27 protein-coding genes, 1 pseudogene and 1 riboswitch are annotated in these 23,288 nt (G+C 37.9%); of the genes and pseudogenes, 18 read left to right on the top strand and 10 right to left on the bottom strand.

Going from position 1 to position 23,288, the window contains the following annotated elements; genetic code table 11:
* Positions 1-118: 118 nt before the first annotated feature.
* From B7E07_RS19910 to B7E07_RS19890, 5 genes are all read left to right on the top strand, one after another.
* Positions 119-1,123, top strand: coding sequence for a tripartite tricarboxylate transporter substrate binding protein (locus B7E07_RS19910; RefSeq protein WP_080848556.1), 1,005 nt, complete (start codon positions 119-121; stop codon positions 1,121-1,123).
* Positions 1,124-1,144: 21 nt separating this feature from the next.
* Positions 1,145-1,603 (top strand): tripartite tricarboxylate transporter TctB family protein, encoded by a 459-nt coding sequence (locus tag B7E07_RS19905; protein ID WP_080848555.1) that lies wholly within the window; start codon positions 1,145-1,147, stop codon positions 1,601-1,603.
* A 12-nt stretch (positions 1,604-1,615) separates the two neighbouring features.
* The gene (locus B7E07_RS19900; protein ID WP_080848554.1) at positions 1,616-3,127 is read left to right on the top strand and encodes a tripartite tricarboxylate transporter permease; all 1,512 of its coding nucleotides are present in this window, start codon (positions 1,616-1,618) and stop codon (positions 3,125-3,127) included.
* A gap of 266 nt (positions 3,128-3,393) precedes the next feature.
* Positions 3,394-3,981, top strand: a complete 588-nt coding sequence (locus B7E07_RS19895; RefSeq protein WP_080848553.1) for a hypothetical protein — start codon at positions 3,394-3,396, stop codon at positions 3,979-3,981.
* 278 nt (positions 3,982-4,259) lie between these two features.
* Positions 4,260-5,036: a TerC family protein gene (locus B7E07_RS19890; RefSeq protein ID WP_080848552.1), complete on the top strand. Its 777-nt coding sequence runs from the start codon at positions 4,260-4,262 to the stop codon at positions 5,034-5,036.
* Between the two features lie 69 nt (positions 5,037-5,105).
* Here B7E07_RS19890 and B7E07_RS19885 read toward each other — a convergent pair whose 3' ends face one another.
* Entirely contained in the window at positions 5,106-5,591 is a 486-nt protein-coding gene (locus B7E07_RS19885) for a QueT transporter family protein (protein ID WP_080848551.1), read from the bottom strand.
* A gap of 9 nt (positions 5,592-5,600) precedes the next feature.
* A riboswitch (PreQ1 riboswitch) is annotated at positions 5,601-5,645 on the bottom strand.
* Positions 5,646-5,941: 296 nt separating this feature from the next.
* Positions 5,942-6,268, bottom strand: a complete 327-nt coding sequence (locus B7E07_RS19880; protein WP_080848550.1) for a hypothetical protein — start codon at positions 6,266-6,268, stop codon at positions 5,942-5,944.
* Positions 6,269-6,548: 280 nt separating this feature from the next.
* On the opposite strand from B7E07_RS19880, the gene B7E07_RS19875 reads away from it, so the two are divergent.
* Positions 6,549-6,779, top strand: a complete 231-nt coding sequence (locus B7E07_RS19875; RefSeq protein WP_080848549.1) for a hypothetical protein — start codon at positions 6,549-6,551, stop codon at positions 6,777-6,779.
* 108 nt (positions 6,780-6,887) lie between these two features.
* Here B7E07_RS19875 and B7E07_RS19870 read toward each other — a convergent pair whose 3' ends face one another.
* Positions 6,888-8,186 carry a hemolysin family protein gene (locus tag B7E07_RS19870; protein ID WP_080848548.1) on the bottom strand — a complete coding sequence of 433 codons (1,299 nt, stop codon included), beginning with the start codon at positions 8,184-8,186 and terminating at the stop codon, positions 6,888-6,890.
* Positions 8,187-8,233: 47 nt separating this feature from the next.
* Positions 8,234-8,581, bottom strand: coding sequence for a MerR family transcriptional regulator (locus tag B7E07_RS19865; protein WP_373886079.1), 348 nt, complete (start codon positions 8,579-8,581; stop codon positions 8,234-8,236).
* Positions 8,582-9,055: 474 nt separating this feature from the next.
* On the opposite strand from B7E07_RS19865, the gene B7E07_RS19860 reads away from it, so the two are divergent.
* From B7E07_RS19860 to B7E07_RS19850, 3 genes are read left to right on the top strand one after another with little or no spacing between them, the layout of a single operon-like run.
* Complete coding sequence (locus tag B7E07_RS19860) at positions 9,056-9,787, top strand: GTP pyrophosphokinase (RefSeq protein ID WP_080848546.1); 732 nt, start codon at positions 9,056-9,058, stop codon at positions 9,785-9,787.
* 12 nt (positions 9,788-9,799) lie between these two features.
* Positions 9,800-10,234 (top strand): DUF5392 family protein, encoded by a 435-nt coding sequence (locus B7E07_RS19855; protein ID WP_080848545.1) that lies wholly within the window; start codon positions 9,800-9,802, stop codon positions 10,232-10,234.
* Positions 10,235-10,252: 18 nt separating this feature from the next.
* Complete coding sequence (locus tag B7E07_RS19850; RefSeq protein WP_306807572.1) at positions 10,253-10,870, top strand: TetR/AcrR family transcriptional regulator; 618 nt, start codon at positions 10,253-10,255, stop codon at positions 10,868-10,870.
* Between the two features lie 63 nt (positions 10,871-10,933).
* Here the strand turns inward: B7E07_RS19850 and fosB are convergent, their stop codons facing one another.
* A complete protein-coding gene (fosB, locus tag B7E07_RS19845) occupies positions 10,934-11,353 on the bottom strand; it encodes a metallothiol transferase FosB (RefSeq protein ID WP_080848543.1) in 420 nt (139 codons plus the stop codon).
* Positions 11,354-11,464: 111 nt separating this feature from the next.
* A complete protein-coding gene (locus B7E07_RS19840) occupies positions 11,465-12,196 on the bottom strand; it encodes a DUF1287 domain-containing protein (RefSeq protein WP_080848542.1) in 732 nt (243 codons plus the stop codon).
* Between the two features lie 140 nt (positions 12,197-12,336).
* Here B7E07_RS19840 and B7E07_RS19835 point away from each other — a divergent pair, with 140 nt between their 5' ends.
* From B7E07_RS19835 to B7E07_RS19815, 5 genes and pseudogenes are all read left to right on the top strand, one after another.
* Complete coding sequence (locus B7E07_RS19835) at positions 12,337-12,525, top strand: hypothetical protein (RefSeq protein ID WP_080848541.1); 189 nt, start codon at positions 12,337-12,339, stop codon at positions 12,523-12,525.
* Positions 12,526-12,557: 32 nt separating this feature from the next.
* Positions 12,558-12,987, top strand: a pseudogene (locus tag B7E07_RS23980) (flavodoxin).
* Between the two features lie 150 nt (positions 12,988-13,137).
* Complete coding sequence (locus B7E07_RS19825; protein WP_080848540.1) at positions 13,138-13,443, top strand: antibiotic biosynthesis monooxygenase family protein; 306 nt, start codon at positions 13,138-13,140, stop codon at positions 13,441-13,443.
* Positions 13,444-13,542: 99 nt separating this feature from the next.
* Entirely contained in the window at positions 13,543-14,196 is a 654-nt protein-coding gene (locus B7E07_RS19820; RefSeq protein ID WP_080848539.1) for a cobalamin B12-binding domain-containing protein, read from the top strand.
* Positions 14,183-14,950 carry an STAS domain-containing protein gene (locus tag B7E07_RS19815; protein WP_080848538.1) on the top strand — a complete coding sequence of 256 codons (768 nt, stop codon included), beginning with the start codon at positions 14,183-14,185 and terminating at the stop codon, positions 14,948-14,950. The genes B7E07_RS19820 and B7E07_RS19815 overlap by 14 nt, the downstream gene beginning before the upstream one ends.
* 79 nt (positions 14,951-15,029) lie before the next feature.
* On the opposite strand, the gene B7E07_RS19810 is transcribed toward B7E07_RS19815, so the two are convergent.
* Complete coding sequence (locus B7E07_RS19810; RefSeq protein ID WP_080848537.1) at positions 15,030-16,223, bottom strand: pyridoxal phosphate-dependent aminotransferase; 1,194 nt, start codon at positions 16,221-16,223, stop codon at positions 15,030-15,032.
* A 292-nt stretch (positions 16,224-16,515) separates the two neighbouring features.
* On the opposite strand from B7E07_RS19810, the gene B7E07_RS19805 reads away from it, so the two are divergent.
* Complete coding sequence (locus tag B7E07_RS19805) at positions 16,516-17,442, top strand: aldo/keto reductase (RefSeq protein ID WP_080849296.1); 927 nt, start codon at positions 16,516-16,518, stop codon at positions 17,440-17,442.
* Between the two features lie 70 nt (positions 17,443-17,512).
* Here B7E07_RS19805 and B7E07_RS19800 read toward each other — a convergent pair whose 3' ends face one another.
* Positions 17,513-18,769: a cytochrome P450 gene (locus B7E07_RS19800; RefSeq protein ID WP_080848536.1), complete on the bottom strand. Its 1,257-nt coding sequence runs from the start codon at positions 18,767-18,769 to the stop codon at positions 17,513-17,515.
* A gap of 111 nt (positions 18,770-18,880) precedes the next feature.
* Positions 18,881-19,762: a phosphotransferase family protein gene (locus B7E07_RS19795; protein ID WP_176215254.1), complete on the bottom strand. Its 882-nt coding sequence runs from the start codon at positions 19,760-19,762 to the stop codon at positions 18,881-18,883.
* A gap of 251 nt (positions 19,763-20,013) precedes the next feature.
* Between B7E07_RS19795 and B7E07_RS19790 the strand changes: the two genes are divergently transcribed.
* From B7E07_RS19790 to B7E07_RS19780, 3 genes are all read left to right on the top strand, one after another.
* Positions 20,014-20,511 carry a cupin domain-containing protein gene (locus B7E07_RS19790; protein WP_080848534.1) on the top strand — a complete coding sequence of 166 codons (498 nt, stop codon included), beginning with the start codon at positions 20,014-20,016 and terminating at the stop codon, positions 20,509-20,511.
* A 464-nt stretch (positions 20,512-20,975) separates the two neighbouring features.
* A complete protein-coding gene (locus tag B7E07_RS19785; protein ID WP_080848533.1) occupies positions 20,976-21,497 on the top strand; it encodes a YfiT family bacillithiol transferase in 522 nt (173 codons plus the stop codon).
* 129 nt (positions 21,498-21,626) lie between these two features.
* Complete coding sequence (locus B7E07_RS19780; protein WP_080848532.1) at positions 21,627-22,049, top strand: VOC family protein; 423 nt, start codon at positions 21,627-21,629, stop codon at positions 22,047-22,049.
* 164 nt (positions 22,050-22,213) lie between these two features.
* On the opposite strand, the gene B7E07_RS19775 is transcribed toward B7E07_RS19780, so the two are convergent.
* Complete coding sequence (locus B7E07_RS19775; RefSeq protein WP_080848531.1) at positions 22,214-23,197, bottom strand: iron-hydroxamate ABC transporter substrate-binding protein; 984 nt, start codon at positions 23,195-23,197, stop codon at positions 22,214-22,216.
* Positions 23,198-23,288: the final 91 nt, after the last annotated feature.

The raw sequence follows: 23,288 nt of genomic DNA, 5'->3' as shown, positions 1-23,288 counted from the left end.
CAAAATATATTTAACTTTTTTAATGTAGTTTACTTATTTAATAGTTACAGAGTATTCTGATTTTTTCTATACTAACAAAAAGAAAACGTTTACAACAAAAGAGGAGGAGGAGTCGCATATGAATAAGCGCTTTTGTTTATATATGATCGCTTGTGCTGTTGTTTTATTAACTGCTTGTTCAGGTAAAGATGTTGCTGGTGTATATGGAGAGAATGGCTGGAGTCCGAATAATCCAATTGAAGTAGTTGCAGCAGCAGGTGCTGGCGGTGGTTGGGATACTACTGCAAGATTGGTAACTCAAACCTTTGAGAAGGAAGGCATTATCAAAGAGCGCATGCCGGTGATCAATAAGCCAGGCGGCGGTGGAGCAGTTGGTTGGGCTTATATGACGAGAAAAGAAGGCAATCCGCATAATATTTTTGTCACATCACCACCTATTATGTTAGTTCCGCTAAATGGACAGTCCAAATATGGATATGAGGACTTTACTCCACTTGCAAATGTGATTGCGGATTATGGTGCTTTCGCTGTGAGTGCTGATGCGAAATGGGATACCTTAAATGATCTCTTTGATGATATGAAGAAGGATCCAAGCAGTGTTTCTATTGTAGGCGTATCATCGCCGGGCAGTATGGATCATATCCAGTTTATTAAAATTGCCAGAGCTGCAGGAGTAGATGTGACGAAAATAAAGTATGTTTCTGACCAGGATGGCGGAGCATTAACACAGCTTTTAAATGGAAGCGTTGATGTTTATTCGGCAGGAACCTCAGAAACAGTTGAACAGGTGAGGGCAGGGAAGATTAAAGTGCTTGGAATTACAGCACCTGAAAGGCTTCAAGGTGAGACGTTAGAGGATTTCCCAACTGCGGTAGAGCAAGGAATCGATGAAACATTCATTAATTGGCGAGGTTTCTTTGGACCGGCCGGCATGGACGAACAGCAAATCCAATATTACCAAGAAAAGTTTAAGCAGCTCAATGATTCACCTGAGTGGAAAAAAATTCGTGAGAAATACGGCTGGAATGAATTATATATGGATGGCGAGGAATACAAGCAATTTTTAGCTGAACAAAATGAAGAAATGTATGCCATATTAGAAGAATTAAAGCTACTTAGATAAGTAGAGGAAGGAGTGCAGAAAATGCTTAAAATGATTCATCGTAAAATCGCATTAGTGCTGATTGTTTTTTCCTTATTTTATCTTTTGTTAAGTTTTCAGCTCCCTGAGTATCCTTATGCCATCATTGATGCAGACTTTGTTCCGAAGATATTAGGATTTTTATTGTTGTTTCTATCTATTCTGCTGTTTTTATCAAAAACGAAGGAAACAGAAGATGAGAAAAAGAAACGAACCATTCCAAAAGCAGATATTATAACTTTGCTGGTTGTATGTGTGTTCATGCTAGTTTATATTTTTCTATTTGAAATGATCGGCTTTTTTATTATGACAGCATTGTTTGTATATGTTTGCTCTTGGTATTTAGGCTATAAAAGACATGTCGTAAATGCGATTGTGTCACTTGGATTTTCATTATCTATTTACATTTTATTCAATTATATGCTGCAAATAAATTTACCGGCAGGAATATTGCCGTTTTAAGGGGGGAAATACATGGGCTCAATGGAAGGATTGTTGTCAGGCTTTCAAGTCGCACTTAGCTTACAGGGAATATTGTTTGTTTTTATAGGTGTTTTTGTTGGTACTTTTATTGGCATGATGCCAGGACTTGGACCGATCTCAGCTATTGCGATTATGATTCCAGTTACGTATAGCATGGATCCTGCAATTGCACTGATGATGATGGCAGGTGTCTATTATGGAGCAGTGTTTGGCGGATCATCTTCTTCTATTTTGTTAAATGCACCTGGAGTTGCTGGAACGGTTGCGACTGCATTTGACGGATATCCGATGGCCCAGCAAGGAAAAGCAGGGAAAGCACTTGCTGTCGCAGCCATTGCCTCATTTATAGGCGGAACAGTCAGTATTGCGCTATTAATGTTATTTTCACCATTGCTTTCCTCTGTTGCAGTTTCATTTGGACCTGTAGAGTATTTTGCTTTAATGCTTCTCGGATTAACGGCAATTTCCAGTCTATCAGATGGATCAACGATAAAAGCGTTAATTTCTGCCACGTTAGGAATTATTGTTGTGACAATTGGGATTGATGGCCAAACAGGGACAGCGCGTTTTACTTTTGAAAATGCCTATTTGCTTGAAGGCATTGACTTTCTAATCATTGCTTTAGGGTTATTTGCTCTTGCAGAAGTGTGTACACTTATATTTAATAGGAATGAATCCGCTGATAAGGATAAGAATAATAATATTGGCAGTTTGAAACTGACAAAAGAAGATGCACATGAAATGAAGGGACCAATTGCCAGACAATCATTTTTAGGATTTATCATTGGGGTGCTGCCGGGAGCAGGTGCTACAATTGCTTCCTTCATTGCCTATATTACAGAGAAAAAAATTGCCAAAAAGCCTGAAGAATTCGGAAAGGGTTCGATCAAAGGACTGGCGGCTCCAGAAGCGGCAAACAATGCCGCCACGAGTGGAGCATTTGTTCCGCTGCTCAGTCTAGGGATTCCTGGGTCGGGTACGACGGCTGTCCTCCTTGGTGCTTTTCTTGTTTTAGGCATTCAGCCTGGTCCGCTGCTTGTTCAGGATAATCCAGAAGTATTCTGGGGAATTATCGCAAGTATGTATATAGGAAATGTATTTTTGCTTATTTTAAACTTGCCGCTGATTCCTTATATCTCAAAAGTGTTAACGATCCCAAGACCGATGCTAATTTCACTTGTCATCACGTTTAGTATGGTAGGGGTGTATGCGTTAAGTTTCAGTACATTTGATCTTTACTTGCTGTTGATCTTCGGTATTGTCGGTTTTTTAATGAGGATCTTTTCATTTCCAGCAGCACCGTTTATTTTAGCGTTTATCTTAGGAGGAATGATGGAGCAGGCATTAAGACAAACACTGACCATTTCAGATGGAAGTTTATCAATCTTCTTAGACCGTCCTATTGGATTAACGCTGATGATTATCGCTTTGCTTGTTATGATCGTGCCTTTATTTAAAAAGAAATCCTGGAACCCGGCTAAGAAAAATACTGATGCTGCTTAATGAATGACAGCTGTAATGCGGGGACATCGTTATTTTAATCCTGAAAATAATGCAGGAGACTGAGACATTATTATGTTCAGCTATATTTCCGAATGATTGGGTCATTCCCAACCATTCGGTTTTTTTATATAAGAAAGGTCTTTTCTGAACGTTTGTTGTTTTTAGTAATCATTATAAAGAGTCTTCTCTGACTTTTTCTTTTACCCTAGAATAAATCTAGAAAATAAATCCAATATAAAGGAGAGGATAATAAAGGAGAGATTTATTTGAAATATGCTGTTAAATATGCTGTTTTATTCATGGTAATGACAATGTTCTTTTCTACGGTTCATGTAGCGGCCTCCAGAAAAGACAGCAGTACAAATGATGAGTTTAGAAAGGTTTGGACAGAACATTTCATATGGTCCCAAAGCTATATTGTAAGCGAAATGGAGGAGTTAGATGGCCGTGATGCCGTACTCAAAAGGCTCCTCAAAAATCAAGAAGATATTGGTGTCTCGCTTTCCCCGTACCTTGGTGAAAAGGGAACGGAACAAGTAACCGCTCTCTTAAAGGATCATATTTTACTGGCGGGAAGATTGATGAAGTCAGCAAAAAATGGTGAGAAAGACACAATGGCTCAAGAGCGGAATAAGTGGTATGAAAATGCAAAGGAACTGGCGGCAGTTCTAAATAAGGCGAATCCCAACTGGAAGGAAAAAACACTAGAAAATATGCTATATATTCATTTAGAACATATAGAAAATCAAATATCAGCAAGAATTATTCGTGATTGGGAAGCTGAAATTACAACATCTGATGAAAGTCTTATTCACATGCATAAGCTCGCTGACTACCTGGCTGAGAAAAATTAAGTTGACAAAAAGTAAGATCCTTAATATGATAAGAATATAATTAAATATGTTCGGATTTCCCTAAAGGGGAGTAGCTTTAACAGCAAAGTCGTCATTTCGGAGCTTTTAGCTCTCGGCTTTGTTGGCAGTGTGAACACTGTTAGCAAGACCTTTACCTATTCACGGTAGAGGTCTTTATTATTTTTAAGGACCTTTACCAAAATGGTAAAGGTTTTTTTATTGCCATTTTACATATAGGACCGAACATATGAATAAAACGATTAAAGGAGGAAAAGGAAGTGGAATTATCATTATTTTTAGAGTATGGATGGGTGTTATTAGTTCTGATTGCACTAGAAGGACTGCTGGCAGCTGATAATGCGCTCGTACTTGCAATCATGGTAAAGCATTTACCAGAAGAAGAGAGAAGAAGAGCCTTATTTTATGGATTGGCGGGAGCATTTGTTTTCCGATTTGGTTCCTTATTTGCCATTTCATTCCTGGTAGATGTATGGCAGGTTCAGGCAATCGGTGCGATCTATTTATTATTCATCGCGCTTAATCACATATACCGAAAGCTTGTTGTAAAAAAAGCAGAGGCATCGGGGGAAGAGCGTCCCAAGAAAAAATCTGGTTTTTGGATGACTGTTTTTAAAGTAGAGCTGGCAGATATCGCATTTGCAGTTGACTCGATCTTAGCAGCAGTAGCATTAGCAGTAGCACTCCCTGATTCAGGACTGCCGAATATCGGCGGACTTGATGGAGGAAAGTTCTTAGTTATATTTGCTGGAGGATTAATTGGTCTTGTAATCATGCGTTTTGCAGCCAACTTCTTTGTCGTACTTCTTGAAAGAAGACCTGGGCTTGAAATTGCTGCCTTTATGATTGTCGGCTGGGTTGGGGTTAAGCTGCTTGTTTATACAATGTCACATCCAGCATTGGCATTCCTTCCAGAAGCGTTTGCAAAATCTACTGAATGGAAATCAATCTTCTATATCGTGTTGATTCTTATCGCGGCAGGCGGATGGTTCCTATCAAAAGAAAAAGTTGTCGCAAGTGGTGAAGTGAAGCATTAATCGTATTTGTTCATAAAAAGAAGCTTGTCTCCCAACACATGGGAGCAAGCTTCTTTTTTTAGTGTGTGATTATAATGCTTTTGCCAAATTAATTCGCTTATTCAAAGCGTACATAACTGGAATTCCCGCCAATAAAACAATAAATTCCCCGGCTGCTGTTGTGTAATACGTTTCTAAAAACGGCAATCCAAAAGCCAGTTTCAGCTCTAATGCAATCAGCCACATCATAAGAGTAAACACAATCGTGTTAATCGCTAATCGAGCCCATATATTTTTAACATATTTACAAATAAAAATTGTAATCAGCAAAGATAGTAAGGAATGACCAGTCCCGAAAATAAGATCATAGCCTTTCATTGGAGAAAACAATAAATTGGTTAAAAATACACCTAATACGATGCCGTAGAGGAATTTTTTATTAAAGACAATCAGGTGGTTAAACAATTCCGATACACGGAACTGAATAGCTGTGAACCCGAATGGCTGAATAAGCATTGTAACGGCAATATAAAGGGCTGCAATAATGCCGTTAAGTACAAGGTTTTTACTATTCATTTTATTTCTCTCTCCTTAGTTTTTTATCGTGGGAGGTTCTCGAACCACGGCAGACATACTTACAAATAATAGTCTATGAATATAGGCAAGTCAACAAGAAAAGAATTCAATTACAGGGGAGATCAGGTAATACAGCCTTTGAAAAGGGAAATGCTTCAAATAAAAAACCGCAGGCATATGCCTGCGGTGGATCAATTAGTGCCGTTTCATATAGTCAAATAACACATGAACTACTTCATAGCCTTGGTAAGCAAAGATGCTTCCTGCTGTAAGTGAAAATAATCCAATCATGAGAAAACGAAATAACATCATAATTCCTCCTCGAATTTTTATCAAATGCTTTAAAAAAATCAAGGAGTAACAGATATTGAATTTGCCTGATAAAAATACGGGGTCATAAAAATCTTAATTCTCGTATTTCTTAAGAAATGAAGAAAAATAGCTGCAGCCGCAGTTGTCATAAGTACAATGATGGCCGCAGAATCAAATAAAAGCGACGGGACTTTTTTCAAATCATCCTTTTCGTCAGTATGGTCATGAACACCAATGGCCCCAGCTGTCAGAATATCGTCAGCTCCAGTGAAGGACTGTGCCATATTGTTTGGAAAGCCTATGAGAAGATAAGACATAAAGATGAACAGTAAACCGATGGATATGATTCTTTTATGTTGATTCATCTTTATTCCTCCCTCTCTAAAAAGTGTTCTTATCATAACAATATTTTTTATGTTAGTAAATAAAAAGATTTCACCAAAATCACCTATTATTTGCAGAGTGATAGACTAATCAAATGTTTGATTAATAGGTATGTTCGTATGTTTGGGGTTTGAACGATCAGCTCGGCAGCATAAGCATCTCCATATTTTTATTAGAAGAAAATAGACATTATAACGCACTTCTCATTATATTTTTGTTATCATATGGTAAAGAAGGATAAAAAATGAGGTGGAGAAAATGATGACGACAGGTACGATCGCTGTCATAATGGTGTTTTCAATTCCAATTATTGCAATTTTAGCAGACCACTTCCAAAAACAATCAAAGCTAAAGCACAAAGTTGTGAAAGACCAATTGGAACTGGAAAAGCTCAAACATGAAAACTTCATGCTGGAAACCGAAAAAATGAGACAAGAGCTGGAAATACAATTAAAATTAGATGAAATAAAAAACAAAAAAGAAATTTTATAGTCTTTCTATGAAAAGTTTGGAGCAGATACCAAGCTTTTTGTTTTTATCAAAAAAGAGAAGCTGCCAAACAAAATGGCAGCTCTTTCTTTAATAAATTCATTATGCAGATTAGCTTTGCTCCTTCGTAACCTCAATATAATGAATTTGATGACCTTCTATTTCAGTAACCGTAAAGATAAAATCTTCATACTCTACCTTACTGCCCACCTCAGCATCAAAGTTTTGGGTGAGGAACCAACCGCCTAATGTATCGACATCTTCATCTTCCAATTCAATATCTAAAAGATTATTGACGTCATCAATAAGAAGCTTTGCATCGAGAATATAATGATTTTCTTTAACTTTTCGAATTTCTGGCAATTCGTCTTCGTCAAATTCATCGCGGATTTCTCCAACAATTTCTTCAATAATATCCTCAACAGTAACTAAGCCAGAAGTACCGCCATATTCATCCATTAAAATAGCAATATGTGTACGTTCTTTTTGCATCTTGATTAAAAGGTCATTTATTGGAACCGTTTCAATTACACGAATAACTGGGTTAATAAATCGTTCTAATGTTAAATCCTGTGTGTCTTCACTCTGAAGGTTAGCAGTTAAAAACTCTTTTACATTAATGAATCCAAGGATGTTATCTTTATCTCCATCTACTACAGGATAACGTGTATAGCGCTCCGTTTTAATTGTGTTCATGACATCAGTAAAAGAGTCATCGGCTGAAAAAGCAACCATTTCGGTACGAGGGACCATGATCTCTTTTGCAATTCTTTCATCAAATTCGAAAATGTTGTTCATATACTTCAATTCGTTTTTATTAATTTCACCGCTTTTATAACTTTCAGATAAAAGGATGCGCAGTTCTTCCTCAGAGTGAGCTAATTCATGCTCCGACACGGGCTTTAATCCAAAAAGCCCAACTAGAAGCCGAGCTGATCCATTTAAGAACCAAATAAACGGGAATAAAATGCGATAAAACCAAATGATTGGAGTAGCAAAAGCAAGTGTAACTGCTTCCGCCTTTTGAATAGCGATGGTTTTAGGTGCTAACTCACCAACCACGACATGCAAAAATGTAGCGATAGCAAAAGCAATTCCAATTGTTAAAACATGTGACCATGATTCACTTATTTGAAAGTAAGCAAACAGGGGATGAAGAAGGACTTCAAATGTTGATTCCCCAACAAATCCAATCCCTAAAGCTGTGACTGTAATTCCAAGCTGACAGGCGGATAAGTATTCATCTAAATGAGTGATGACTTTTTTGGCTGCAATTGAACCAGCTCTTCCTTCTGCGATTAATTGATCTACTTTTGATGAACGTATTTTTACAATAGCAAATTCGGTCGCCACAAAAAAGGCGGTTAATGCAATTAAGATAGCAAATATAGTTAAATTAAGGGTTGTCAATGGCAGTCTTACAGCAATCTGTAAGACTTACACCTCCTGTAAAAAGTTTAATTTAGTAATAATAATAGCGCTTGAATAAGGGACATGCTTTCACTTGAAACTTGTTTCTTTACATACTCATGATTATTTTCATCAGATTTATCTAGCTGAGCCAATACATCTGAAACTTCCTGCTGTAATCCTTTAATTTTTAGCCGGAGCTCAAGAACATCTATTTCTTCTGCTTCTTCTAAATCTTTTTTATGCAGAAGCTGTTTAATTTCTGAAAGCGGCATACCATCTTTTTTATGGTTTTCAATAAATTCAAGGCGAGAGACAGCAGATATATCATAATAGCGGTAATTTGAAGGTGAACGCTCGGCATGAAGAAGACCCAAGTTTGTATAATGATCAATCGTTCTTTTTGTTACTTGCGCTCTTTCAGCAAGCTCACCAATTTTTAATTTCTCGTTCCCAACGCAATCCCTCCGAACTGTAACGTTATAGTTATATGAAGCATTATAAATTTCTTGCTGTATTTACGCAACTAAAAGTTATTATAGAAATCGATATTGCCAGAAATAATACAAATTTTTACTGCAATAAATACAACACCTACAATTCGATTAATGTGCTGTTTTTACTATTCATATGGTTTGTTGTTTTTTCTTCACTATTGTTATGACATTCATGACACCGTGTCATAAAATTATTGACAGATGACACCGTGTCATATAAGATATAACTATGAACATGACAACATGTCACATTGAGGTGTAATAATGAAAAATAGCAAAGTAGCAGCACTCGTTAAAAAACTGCAGTTACAAGGAATTAACGCAGTAATATGTAAGCGTCCTGTACTTGTAAAGAATTAAGAGGAGACTTCCATGAAAACGATATTTGACTTGGATAAAATGAAAACACTTAAGACAGATCTTGTACGGTTTATGATGACCTACAAATTTGCTTTAGATGAAATGAATACAAAGATTGACATTTTAAAGCAGGAATTTCAATATATACATGACTATAATCCAATTGAACACGTAAAATCTCGTTTGAAATCACCTGAAAGTATCCTGCAGAAGATGCAGAGAAAAGGCTATGACCTTTCTCTACCGGCAATTAAAGAAAATATACATGACATTGCAGGTATTCGGATTACCTGTTCATTCATTTCTGATATTTTTGAAATAAGCAATATGCTCCAAAAGCAAAAAGATATTAGAGTGATTGAATGCAAGGATTATATTAACAATCCTAAGGGAAATGGTTATCAGAGCCTGCATTTGATTCTGCAGATCCCTGTATTTATGTCTGACCGGGAGGATCTCGTCAATGTTGAAATTCAAATTCGTACAATTGCGATGGATTTCTGGGCGAGCCTCGAACATAAAATTTATTACAAATACAATAAGGAAGTACCCAGCAATATAATTGATGAGCTTAAAGAAGCGGCTGAATCAGCTGCTGAGCTTGATAGGAAAATGGAAAAAATCCATAAAGAAATGAAACAAATAAAAGAGCTGAATAAAGAGGAAAACCTGGAGGGATTGATATTCAACAATCGCCATTTCCGTTTTCCATATGATCTGTTAACAGGAAATCAACAGAACTAAGGAGGAAGTTTGATGTTTCAAAGAACAGCAGAAATGCCTGCATTTATAAAAAAGGAGCTAGAGAAATTAGAAGAAAAGATACAGCCAGTTATGAAAAAGGCATCAAAATATGTACTTTTTTCATATCCGCTTATTTTTATCTCCATTATGAATCTGTTTCTTGTGCTGTTTGGCATGACAACTACCGAGAATGCGGCTTTAACTATAATGATCTACGCTATTATCGGGGCGGTTGGTATGGCTCTGTCAAAAGAAGGGAAATTACTAAGAAAAGATATCCTGAAAAGAACAGCAGAATATATTATTGAACGTATCAATAAGAGTGAGGATGCAAGTGAGAGTTTAAAAAATAAATATATCATGCTTGTTAAAGGACAGCCTTTTTTACTGATACAGCATTTTATCGAGTTCTTAAAAGAGGAAAAACGCGACAGATTATATAGCTAGTCTGATAGAGAATCAGGAGTGAGACCATTGCCGAAAATTACATTCTTTAATTTACCTGAAGATAAAAAAACAATATTAATTAAAGCGGCAAGAGAAGAGTTTTCAAGGGTGCCTTTATCGCAGGCATCTATTACAAATATTATAAAAGCTGCTGGAATTCCAAGGGGGAGCTTTTACCAGTATTTCGAGGATAAAGAAGATGCCTTTTTCTTCTTGCTGAATGAGCATGTAAAAGAAAACAAACAGCGTTTTGCTTCTATCTTAATAAAAAACAATGGTGACTTGTTTTCAGCCATGCTGGAATTTTATGAGTCGATTATAAGTGAGGAAGAGGAAAATCTGCATTTTTTAAAAAATATTTTTCTGAATATGACTCATCAAATAGAAAGTACCTATGCAAGAAGTTTTCAAGATAATCAGGATCGAAATAACGACTATAATATGTTTGCTGGCCTTGTGGATCAAAAGAAATTAAATATTACGAATGAACAAGAACTGGCATGTATGGGGCAGATCATTATAGCAGTAACGATTAGGAGTTTCATTGAAAAATTTGCGCGAGAGCTTCCGAATGCAGAAGCTCTAAAGCATTATAAAATGGAAATGGAGCTTCTGAAAAGAGGGCTTGCCAAATAAAGTGAAATACGAATCACAGACTTCCTCGCTGAAATGGGCGAGGTTTTTTTATCCTCTAAATTCTTAATAAAATTTCATATGTTCTTTTTTAGCTTTATAGTAGTTCATTCGATCCTCAAGTGTCCCTGTATGAAACTCAAACTTATGACCATCTGGATCAGTAAAATAGATTGATTTCCTGTCTAATTCATCTCTGGGGCGACCAGGCAAAATATGAACATGAAGTTCCTGCAATTTTTTTAAGACAGCATCAAACTCATCTTCATTTATAGAGAAAGCGATGTGGGTGTACGACAGGTTTATCTCATTTCTTGGAATATCCTTCTCTTCATTCAGTGCAACCCAAAGTCCGTTTAAATCAAAATAAGCGGTTGAACGTCCTTTTACAAGCAGCTTAGCATTAAAAACTGACTTGTAAAACAGAATAGATGTTTCCAAGTTCGATACAGAAAATAGTAAATGGTTAATGCCTTGTATATTCAAGATATCATTTCTCCAATCAATATTTATTGATCTCTACTAAAAAGAAAGGTTCCTCAGTAATTATTCCTCACTGTTATCTATCAAAAAAACTAATTATGTAGAACTCCTTTGTCATTCGTCAATCATTGCCACCTGTTCCATATTTCCACCGGTAATGTCCGGTAAAGGTGTTTTAAATGAGGACAATTTTACCTCAGCAGCAAAGGGCCGAATATTATGAATGAGATAAGGCGTTCCATCCTTTGCGCGTTTATCAGAGATAATCCCTACGTGCTGAAATTGATCTGTCAAGAAGACAACAATATCACCAGGCTGCCATTGCTTTAGGTTTTCACTATCTCCTGGTATTAGATTTGTTGTAAGATTTTCTGCAAATCTTTTGAAGAAAACATCTTGATTGGGAACACGCCTGAAATCAATATTTGGATCGGGATTTCCTTCTACCCGAGGATAAAGTTTTGTATGCTGAGCAATATCCTTATCCATTAACTCCTTTAAATGAATATTAGCTTTTATCATCGCACGCCAAACCACATCGGTACAGACTCCTTCATCATCTGGCGGATATCCTCCTTCATAATAGCGGCTTCGATAAAAGGTGCGCTGTTGAACTTCTTTTCTGGCTGCATAGACAAAATCAATAGGATCTGCAATTCCGTTGTCATTGTGATCTTTGTCATTGAAGAGAAGGGGAACCTCAATTTCTTCTGTAAAAGGTCTTTCTAAGTAAATCCCAATATGGTCTAAAAGAAGTTCGCCACGGAAAAAGTAAGTGAAAAGAGAAATAGCAGCAAAAGAAATAACAAAGATTTTAAAAGTTGTTAGGAATTTCTTTTTATGCAATCATAGCACCTCCTATTTATGAGACGGTATTATTTTCCTTTTGGTTTCAACAAAAGAGTGAAAATTAAATGTTGATTTTGATAATCATTATCAATTAAAATGAAGTGAATGATAATCATTCTTAAAGGAAGGTGCGTAAAATGAGGACAAGAAAAGAGCAGGAGATTATGTATATATTAGATTGTTTTGACTGCGGCTGCTTTGAAAATGGAAAAGTGTACTATGATGCCTGTCCGTGCTGCGGGGAAGGTAGTTTATTTGAAGATCATGCAATAAGCTATTTAAATGAACTGCCTCTCAGTTCTTGCGGGGTTAAGGATCATAAATGAAACAGCACCATATTCAATCAATCGTGGTGTAAATGAGCAATATTCTCTTAATATTTGCAAGTATGTCAGGCAATACAGAAAGAAATGGCTGATTTGATTGGAGCTGACATTATGGAAACTGAAACTTTCTATAACGGTCAAGGAATTTTCAGACTGTCACGCACCGGAGCTATTAGATTATGATGCAATTATTCTTACATGGAGAGATGGAGATCTTCCGTATAAGTTTGAGGGCTTTTATGATGATATGGCCGGGCTGCAGTTAACCGGAAAAAGGCAGCTGTATTTGGCTCGGGAGATACCTTTTATACTGTAACGCAGTAGATTTATTAATCGAAAGGCTAAAAAAATGTGGAGCTAAAGTCATTAGAAGGATTAAAGGTTGAGTATGCTCCTGAAGGGAAGGACATTGAGCGGTGCCGCAGCTTTGGCGAGGAATTTACAGGAAGAGTAAAAGAATAATAAAAAGGTAGAGATCATCCTATGTGGAATAAACTGCATGGGTGTGATCTCTTTTTTCTATGCATTTACCAAAGGAAATGGGAAAGATTTGTCGAAAGGAGTAAGATGGGAATTCAAAATTAATGACCTTTTAAAAGGAGATACACATCAATGTACACTGTTTTTTCAACTTTTGACGTACCAGATAATAAGGCTGATGAAGTCGTTTCGATCTATAGAAATCGATCTAAAATGGTTGATACCGCACCAGGATTTATTGACTTTATGCTGCTCCAAAACGATAAACGCAAGGGAGAGCTGACGGTACAGCTTATTTTTGATTCAAAGGAAAATTATTTAAATTGGGTAAGAGGCGAAGATTTTAAAAAGATACATGATCTGGAAAAAAAATATCCTGATCAAGAGCTTGCTGCTATTGTTCCGAAAGTAACGCAATATAAAATCGTTGCACGGTAAGATGGATAGACTGCGGGATCAAAAGAATAAGCAGTTCATCTCATACAGAAATGATTGTATGTTACACTATTCTTAAACGGCAGCAAAGGGTGTGATCAAATGAGTAAAGAAGTTGAATTTGCTTCCATCCTTCTTTTGGGAGATACCGATAAAGCAATAGAATACATTCAAAAAGAGAAGAAGCAAGATCACTTCTCTATTTATAATGACGTTATGACACCCGCGATGCGATATATTGGGGTGCTATGGGAGCAAAATAAAATTACGGTTGCTGAAGAGCATCTGGCAACAGCCACATGTGACTTTGTCCTATCAAAGCTTATGTATAAAAATAAATGTGAAGAAAACAAAACAAGAAGGGCTATGTTCTTTTGCATAGAAGGCGAGCAGCATTATCTCGGGTTAAAAATGGTGGACAGTCTTTTCCAGGAACATGGATGGGAAACGAAGTATTATGGACCAAACCTGCCCCTAGATGTTGCTCTGCAGGATAGTTTGAAATGGCAAGCAAAAGTGATCTGCGTATCTATTTCACTAGCAACAAACCTGCCAAAGCTTAAAGAATATACGAAAGCATTTGAAGGGCTTCCCCAGAAACCTGCTATTTTAGTAGGAGGCAGACTCGCATCCATGTATGATCTTAATCTTTTTACCTCATCTCAGTCGATTGTTTTGAAAGATTTAAATTCAGTGACAGACTGGCTAAAGGATTGGAGCACAAGGACGGAGGATTCCACATATGCAAGCAATTGATGAAAATCTGCCGCTGCCTTTTGTGAAAATTAAACAGGACGGTACCATCCTTTCTTTTTCCAAAACAGCCTATGAGGAATTCAATTTACTAAGGGGGAACCTTTATTCCCTTGTAGATGGAGAAAGCATGGCTAAGCTTCAAAGAGCGATTCATGCAGAAAAGTCAGCTGCAGGGGTAGAGATACATGTTAAATCCGCAAAATCGGACTTATCTTTATATGAGGTGTTTATATCCATAGATGAAAATGAACATGCGAATCTGCTATTCCGGTGCAAAGATCATGACACGAGCATTTTAATGGAAAGGCTGCTCAGTCTGCAAACGAGATTAAATGATACTGACTTTGAATTACTCGAAAAAAAGGAAGAACTGGAGCGTGCCTTAAGAAGACTAGATGTCCTGTCAGGACCCTTTATTCCATTGAGTGAAAAAATAGGCTATATTCCGATCTTTGGGGATATCGTTGAAGAGAAGTTGCGGGTGATCTCGGAAAGTTGTCTGCAAAATATATCTGAAGGTGATTTTGAAACGATTTTTGTAGACTTAACAGCATCAGGATCGATAGAAGAAGCTGGAATTCGGAGGCTGATTGATTTTTTAAAAACGATTGAGATTATCACAGGAGAAAAAGCTAGATTAATTGGTGTAAAACCAAATGCTGCTGAGGGATTGAGCAGGAATGGAATCCAAGATTATGTACTGACAGCTTCATCTTTAAAAAAGGTTCTTTGGCAGTATTTTCATGAGCATTAGTTATCATGAGATTTCAGTATAGCAGGCAGGACTTTGTTTACACAGTTCCTGCCTGCTTTTGTTTGTTCTATTTATTTTGTCATTCTTTTAAGGACAGCTTATCTGCTGGTGGGAAAAGGCCAAGCTTGCCTATGCGATCTACTGCTTCCTGAATCGCTTCCTCATCTACAAGCAGTCCGACACGGATATAGCCTTCTCCATATGTTCCGAATCCATTTCCAGGGGCTACAGCAACATCAGCATGTTCAAGCAGATAATCGGAAAATTCCTCACTTGTATATCCATGTGGAACGGGGAGCCATGCGAAAAATGAACCTGATGGTGCTGAAACATCCCAGCCAATTTTTTGGCATGAGGAGATCAGTGTGTTGCGGCGGCTTTCATAGCGTGCGACAAGATCTCGTACACACTGCTGATCACCGGTAAGAGCTGCAGCTGCGGCTTTTTGAACTGCAGGAAAAAGGCTGACATACAGGTGGTCTTGAATTAAATTTAAGGCTTCAATGATGACAGGATTTCCGACAGCAAACCCAACACGCCAGCCAGCCATATTATACGTTTTAGATAAGGTATACATCTCTATACCAACATCTTTTGCACCTTCAATTTCAAGGAAACTTACTGGCTTCTGATGATCAAAACCGACCGCTCCATAGGCAAAGTCATGTAAAATGGCGATATTATGCTTCTTGGCCATTTCGACTGTTTGTTCAAAGAAGGTATGGTCTGCGGCTGCACCAGTAGGGTTATTAGGATAATTCAGATAAAGAAGCTTTGCACTGTCCTTTACTTCATCTGAAAGATCATTGTAATCTGGAAGAAACTGATTTTTCTCCAGCAATGGAAAGGTTTTATATTCAACATCTGCCAATACCGCTCCAGATAGGTAATCCGGATATCCTGGATCAGGCAACAGCATTAAATCTCCCTCGTTCATCAAACACATAGGCAGCTCAACTAGACCTGTTTTCGTTCCAAAAAGGATCGCAACTTCTGTTGAAGGGTCAATTGTTACACCATATTCCTTCATATAAAAATCCGCAGCTGCTTCCTTCAGTTCATCTATCCCGCGAAATGGCGAATATTTATGTGTATTAGGGTCCAGAACTGCTTCCTGAAGCGCGTTAACAATATGTGGAGGAGTTGGCTGGTCTGGGTTGCCTTGTCCCAGGTTAATAATATTTCGACCTTCATTTACTGCCTTTGCCACTTTTTTTACAAGAGATGCAAAAAATTGCGGCGGCAAATTTTTTAATCGTTCAGAATGCTCCATGCTGATCCACCTTTAAATGCAAATTTCATAACAGAGGAATATGTACTTTGAAAGTAAAAGTAAGTTATTAGGCAGTTCACTCGGGTAATTTTAGTCCTATGCTGATCATTCCTCGTCAACCGTGTTTTTCCTTACAAATTTACTTAGAACAAATTTTATATTCAATTTTCTAAAAAGTCTAGTAAATAAAGAAAGAAATATGGAGCATATATATAGACAGGATTTTGGCTGCAATCAATACTTATGGCATAATCAAGATGAGTTATATATGACAGAAGAAGGTGGAGCTAAGATGAAATATACGAATATAGCACATACTGATTTAAATGTATCGAATATGGTTATGGGAAATATGAGATTAAAGCAGCTTTCAACGGCAGAAGCAGAAGTGTTAATTCAAACTGCACAAGAGGAAGGCATTAATTTCTTTGATCATGCTGATATTTATGGCAAGGGGGAATGTGAGGAGCTGTTTGCAAAGGCAGTTCAAATGAACCCAGCTGTTCGTGAAAAAATGGTCATACAGAGCAAGTGCGGCATTCGTCCAGACTTGGGCATTTATGATTTTTCAAAAGAATATATAATAGAAGCAGCAAACGGGATATTAAAAAGATTAAACACTGATTATCTTGATCTGCTGCTGTTGCATCGTCCGGATCCGCTCATGGAGCCTGAAGAAGTGGCAGAGGCCTTTGATGAGCTTCAAAGCAGTGGAAAGGTTCGCTATTTCGGAGTTTCCAATCACAATCCTCAACAAATTGAGCTGCTGCAAAAACATATTCAGCAAAAGCTTGTTGTGAATCAGATGCAGTTCAGCATTGTCCACACACCAATGATTGACTCTGGTGTTGCGGTTAATATGAAAATCGATCAAGCAGTGAACCGTGACAGCAGTGTGCTGGAGTATAGCCGTTTAAATGAGATGACTTTGCAGGCATGGTCTCCATTTCAATCTGGATTTTTCGATGGTCCATTCATTGGCGACTTGGAAAAATATCCTGAATTAAATGAAGTCCTTGACCGGATTGCAGATAAATATAATGTCACAAATACTGCAGTCGCCGTTGCCTGGATTACAAGACATCCAGCCAATATTCAAGTTGTTTTAGGAACGACGAATACTGCAAGAATGAGGGACGCATGTAAAGGATCAGACCTCAAACTGACGAAGCAGGAATGGTACGAGCTTTATAAAGCCGCTGGAAATAAACTACCTTAAAAAAATATAATACTAAACCGCTGGGAACTTTGACTTTATCGTCTCCAGCGGTTTTTGGTATTCATGTAACTTATTTTAAATGAATTTCTTTCATAATGATTTTACTGTGAGGAAGAGCTGGAATATCATTAAAGCTATAGCTTAAGTCCTGATCTGGAATGGCGAAGCTAATTTTATTCACAAGAAAATTCAGCGTTTCCTTCATAATTTCAATCGTCACCCATTCGCCTGCACAGCGATGACCAAAATCATGGTCACCTCCGCCTTGAGGAATAAAACTGAATGGACTGTCCTTCCAGTTTGAAAAACGATCCGGCTGAAAGAGCTCAGGGTTATCCCATAATTTAGGGTGGTGGTTTGTTCCATATAAATCGAGGAGTGTTAATGTATTTTCCTCAAAAGAATATCCATTCCATGTGAAGTCCGCTTTTACTCTTGCTGGTGCAAACGGAAAAAATGGATAAAATCTCCTGACCTCTTGTACAAAGTTCTGAAGAAGATTTTCATCATACCCGCGCAGTTTGCCTGCTTCTTTTGGATGCTGGTATACAGCAAGCGCCGTAAAACAAATATACACGGCTACCGCGACAATAGGACGCAAAATATTTAATAGTTCAACAGCGGCGATGTCTGCATCAAGCAGCTCACCATCCAAATTGCGGTGATTTGAAATAATGAATAAGGATTTATCTTCAGGAGGGAGGAATTTGCCGTTTCGAACTTCTATGACTAATTCCTTAAGCCATTTTTCCAATTTTGTCCGTGCGTGTCTGCCTTGCCAATGCTTAGGGCCGAGTGCTGCGGGTGTTTCAAATAGTAATCCAAGTAAATTGGCCGTTTCCTCAACATTGTTCTCTTTAAGAGGAACACCAGCCCAGTCACAAGCTGCTTTACAAAGCACCCTTTTGGCTTCTTCGTAAAGGATAATTTCTTTTTCTTGTGAAAACTTCTTGGCCGCAATGTCCCACTCTTTTTTTATAAGAGCACGCATTCTTTGGAGAGAAGCAGGTGTCATTAACGACATAAACATTGCCTTCCGATGCTGATGTGCTTCACCATCCAGTGATTGTACCCCGTTTTTCCCTAACAGGGTTTTCTGAATTCGATTTGGGGCTGCACCTTCTCGTTTGAATTTCTGCGTATCGTAAAAGATTGATGCAGCTTCCTTGCCTCGCAGACAAATAACCCGCTCTCCCAGCAGGCGTGTTTCAAAAATATCTGATTGAAATGCAGTACTGCGATTTGTAATAAACAAATAGCCTTCTTTTAATAAATCAAGGCTATGATCGAGACCCTCTTCTTTTGGAAAGTGTTTTACTTCAGTCATAACAGGCTCCTTTCGGCAAAACAATTTACTGTTTTCTATCTTTTCCTATTTTCTTATCATTGAAACTTTTGTAAATTAATGGAGCGCGAAAAGGAGCAAGCAAAAGCTATTTTATTGTAAAGATTGCAGTCTCCGCAATTTATCCAATCCTTTCTCGAAGTTTGGGTCAGATTTTTCATTTGCAGCATGCAGCCATTCATGAAAAACAGGCTGAAGTCCATAAAAAGCAGAAACTCGGTGAAACAATTCTTCTTTAGGAAGCGAAACCTGATAATGTTTCAATACTTCTCTTGTAAAATGTGGACCATGTTCCCAATAAAAGCCTGCAAAATCAAAAGCAGGATCGCTAATTTGTGCATCAGTAAAGTCAATAATGCCGCTGATGTTCTTATTGGCAGGATTATATAAGATATTGGCACCTGTTAAATCGCCATGTATAGGAGCTGTTGGATACATATGTTTTTGGCTATTGGAAAGAAAACGTTCAAAGATCATTTTGACTTCCTTTAGCTCAGAAGAACGAAGATAGGGACTAATCTTAGAAGTAATCTCAGCATAAAAATTTTCCCAATAACGCTGTGTATGTATGGTTTTCAATCCGTGGTGTATCAGTTTTTCAGAATTTAAGGTATGTAAGGTCGTTAAAAATGACCCCAGCTGCACTGCTGCTTTTGCTGAATTGAGATGTTCCAGCTTTTCAAGAGGCTCTCCATTAATTTTCTTATGCATGGAACAAATAAGCCGTTCTTCTTTATAAAATAATTCATAACGTGGCACTTGGATCGAGAGATTATGTTCATGTAATTTAGACAGCAGACAAGCCTCTGTTTCCAGCCTCTGTAATCCTTCTTTCTTTTTAGGGAATCGGAAGACATAGGAATGATTAATAATGATGACATCATGGTCCCAGCCTCTGCTAATTTCATCTATATTTTCAATAGACAGGTCAGGCATACGGGTGCGCAAAAACTGTATCTTTGCAGTTATATCCATTCGTATTACTCCTTTCCTTAAGGTGCCTCCTAAAAACATATATGTATGGTAAATTAAGTGTATCATTTTTTACCTATGAAAAACGATTTTTTAAAGACTGCCTCCTGGCTGAGATGGAGATGAAAGAAGCCATTCATATATAGAAAACAAACTGAAGGGAATGGCTGTTTATCTCTAAATCTATTCGTTTGATCCATAGAGTCCAGGGTATAGAAGAAGTATAGCAAAATGAGTAAGGAGCTGATCAGACTATGAATATGGATGTAACGTCCTTTTATCTTCAAGATGATGGCCAAATCCCTAATAACAGCGACTTGCCTGTGGTTGTTTATAAAGGAGCATTTGATGACGGTCTTCCTATACAGGAAACTTTTCAGCAGCACAATTGGAAAGGCTCATGGACTGGAGATGTATTTGACTTTCACCACTATCACAGCAATACCCATGAAGTCTTAGCAGTAAAAGAAGGGGAAGCCACCATACTTGTTGGAGGCGATGAAGGGGAGAGATTGCAGCTGAAAAAAGGCGATGCGATTGTGCTCCCTGCAGGCACGGGCCACAAAAAGCTGGAAAGCAGTCACGATTTTGAAGTGGTTGGAGCTTATCCCAATGGAGCCAGTTACAATACAAGGAAACAGGATCCAGTGGACCGTACGCAAGCCATTTCTGAGATTAAAAACGTCCCTGTACCAAATCAGGACCCAGTCTTTGGAGAAGAAGGTCCACTGCTTGAAAAGTGGATTAAATAAGATAGAGAGGCTTGGACATAAGTGTTTAACCCCTATAGAGCCGAATGGTTAGGAAGTCATCTTTCTAAGCATTCGGTTTTTTATGGTTATAAAATATATTTTATCAACATGAGTGAAATGGAGCGGAGGACACTCGACTCCAGTGGGCAATAGAGGAAAGGGTGAGACCCCGCAGAAGCTTTGCTTCGAGGAGGCTCAGCTTCCTCCCCACGGAAAGCGAGAGTCCGCAGCGCAATGGAACGGGCTTGTCTAAATACCCAAATCAATTCGTGTTTTAGAAATACTAATTTCTTTTTGTTACAGCATCTTTTTGTGGTCCTTATTTGCAAAAGAAGGAATCCCGAAAACACTTATGGAATACAAGAATTAGACAATACTTCAGTATATAAATACTTGAGGCGAAGAGATCTATAATTAAAAACAATTTCGGTTTTGCTAAAGAAGTTGAAAAGGGAGGATTCACAATGAATCTGCAATATCCGATAGGGGAATTTCAGCATCCAGGCAAGATTACAGCAGAGCATGTAAACAGTTGGATTGATGATATCAAGAACCTGCCAAATAGATTGCAGCAGCTTGTTGGAATGTTAAGCGAAGAACAATTAGATATGGCTTATCGTGATGGAGGCTGGACAGTCAGGCAAGTGGTTCATCATATTGCTGATAGCCATATGAATGCTTATATCCGCTTTAAATGGGCACTTACCGAGGATCAGCCAGTCATTAAAGCCTATCACGAGGCTAAGTGGGCTGAGCTCCCGGATTCAAAGCTGCCAATAGGTGTTTCTATTTCACTTATTTCAGCTCTGCATGAACGATGGACATATTTATTGGAGAATTTAGATGAAGATAATCTAAAAATTATATTTATTCATCCAGAGTCTGGGGAAGTTACGCTTGAAGAGAATATTGGAAGGTATGCATGGCATGGAGAGCACCATTTTGCTCATATACAAGCCCTGTGCAGCCGGATGGGCTGGCTCTGAGTTTACATATATTTTTTGTGTAAATGGACAACAATAAGTATGGAATATTCTTGCTTATTTCCCGCTAACGTGCTAAATTCTTAATAAGAACGTGTGTTCCTAAAAATAATAGTGGATGAGGTGCTGGTCATGATTGTGAATATGTATCCGTATTTGGTGCTTAATGGTAATGGGAAAGAAGCAATTAAGTTTTATGAAGAGGCTCTAGGGGCAGTTACAGAAAGCGTGACAACCTTTGGAGATTCACATGCTGATCCGGATTTTCAAATTCCGGAAGAGGCAAAAAATCGTATCATGAATGCTCAGTTGAAGATTGGCAAGGTTGAATTGATGTTATCAGATACCTTTCCAGGACAGCCTTATGAACTAGGCTCCCAAGTCACTATTGCTATCATTCCTGAAGGAGTGGAAGAGGCAAAATCTATATTTGAAAAGCTTTCTGCTGGCGGCAAAATTGGCATGGAGCTGCAAGAAACATTCTGGAGTCCTGCATATGGACAAGTAACAGATCGGTTCGGAATCTCATGGCAAATTTCTGTACAAGCTAAATAAAGAAAACTTGCCAATTGGCAAGTTTATGAGCTGGAGACAGAGACTTAATTACAATTATACATTTTAAATTTAGAACTGATTTGAATTTTCTCCAGTGCTGCTGGTTTTTACTATCTGAAATGATAAAAAGAACCCCTTGGTCTTATCCCAAGGGGGCTTTGTCATTATTTTACTAAATTTTCAATAATGTGATCGATAATTTGTCCATTTGCTACAGCTCCAGTATATAACCAAGCTGTGTCAGGACCGAACTCATAGACATTACCATTCTTAACAGCAGGGATGTTTTGCCACAATTCTTCTTTAATAGCGGAATCTTCAATCTTTGTATCGCTGTTAATCAAGAAGAGATGATCTGCATCTAATTCTACTAATTTCTCGAGTGAAATGGCGCTCCAGTTTCCAGTAGCACTAGCTGAAATTTCCTCTACAACACTTGGTACGGTTAAGCCAAGGTCTCCATACATTACTGCGCCGCTCGATAGGTTATCACTTACGATAAAGAAGCTGTTGTTTACTAGCCATACAGCAGCTGCAGACTGTGTTCCAATCGCATCTGTTAACTGTTGCTTAGCATCGTCAGCCTTAGCCTGATAATCATCAAGTACTTTTTGTGCATCATCTTCACGGCCAAAGATTTCACCAATTGTTAAGAGCTCCTGTCTCCAGTCATTATTTTCTTCTGTACCGATTACGTAAGTAGGAGCAATTTTATTATATTGATCATACTTGCCGCCTTCTACCATGCCCGGTGAGTCCATAATAATTAAATCAGGATTATGACTTGTTACTGCTTCAAAAGGAAGGTCATGTGGAATTGTAGGAACTGATTCTAATTCTTTTGCTAAATAGCCTTGTGTTTCACCTTCTCTAACTGACCATTGTGCAACAGGTGTAATCCCCAATGCGACTAAGTTATCTTCAAGGTAAGATGCTAAAACCCGTTCTGGCTTTGCTGGAATCGTAACTTCATTTCCTAATGCATCCGTTAATACTCGGTCTTTTTCAACTGTTTCTTCAGATGCAGTGTCATTCTCATTTGTCGCATCTTCCTCAGCTGGCTGCTCATCGTTTCCGCATGCAGCTAATGCAAGAGCCATGGTGCATATTGCCGCCAATTTATATAGTTTCTTTTTGGTTGGATTCATGATTGTTCCCCCTATAGTATAAATAAAGCTTCCTGCTAAATGATAACAATTTTCATTTGCGATTACAATCTATTATTTGCCCTATAGTAAA

The sequence above is a fragment of the Cytobacillus gottheilii genome (assembly GCF_900166665.1).
In the GTDB taxonomy this organism is placed as follows: domain Bacteria; phylum Bacillota; class Bacilli; order Bacillales; family Cytobacillaceae; genus Cytobacillus; species Cytobacillus gottheilii_A.
This window is presented reverse-complemented; position numbering and strand designations above follow the sequence as displayed.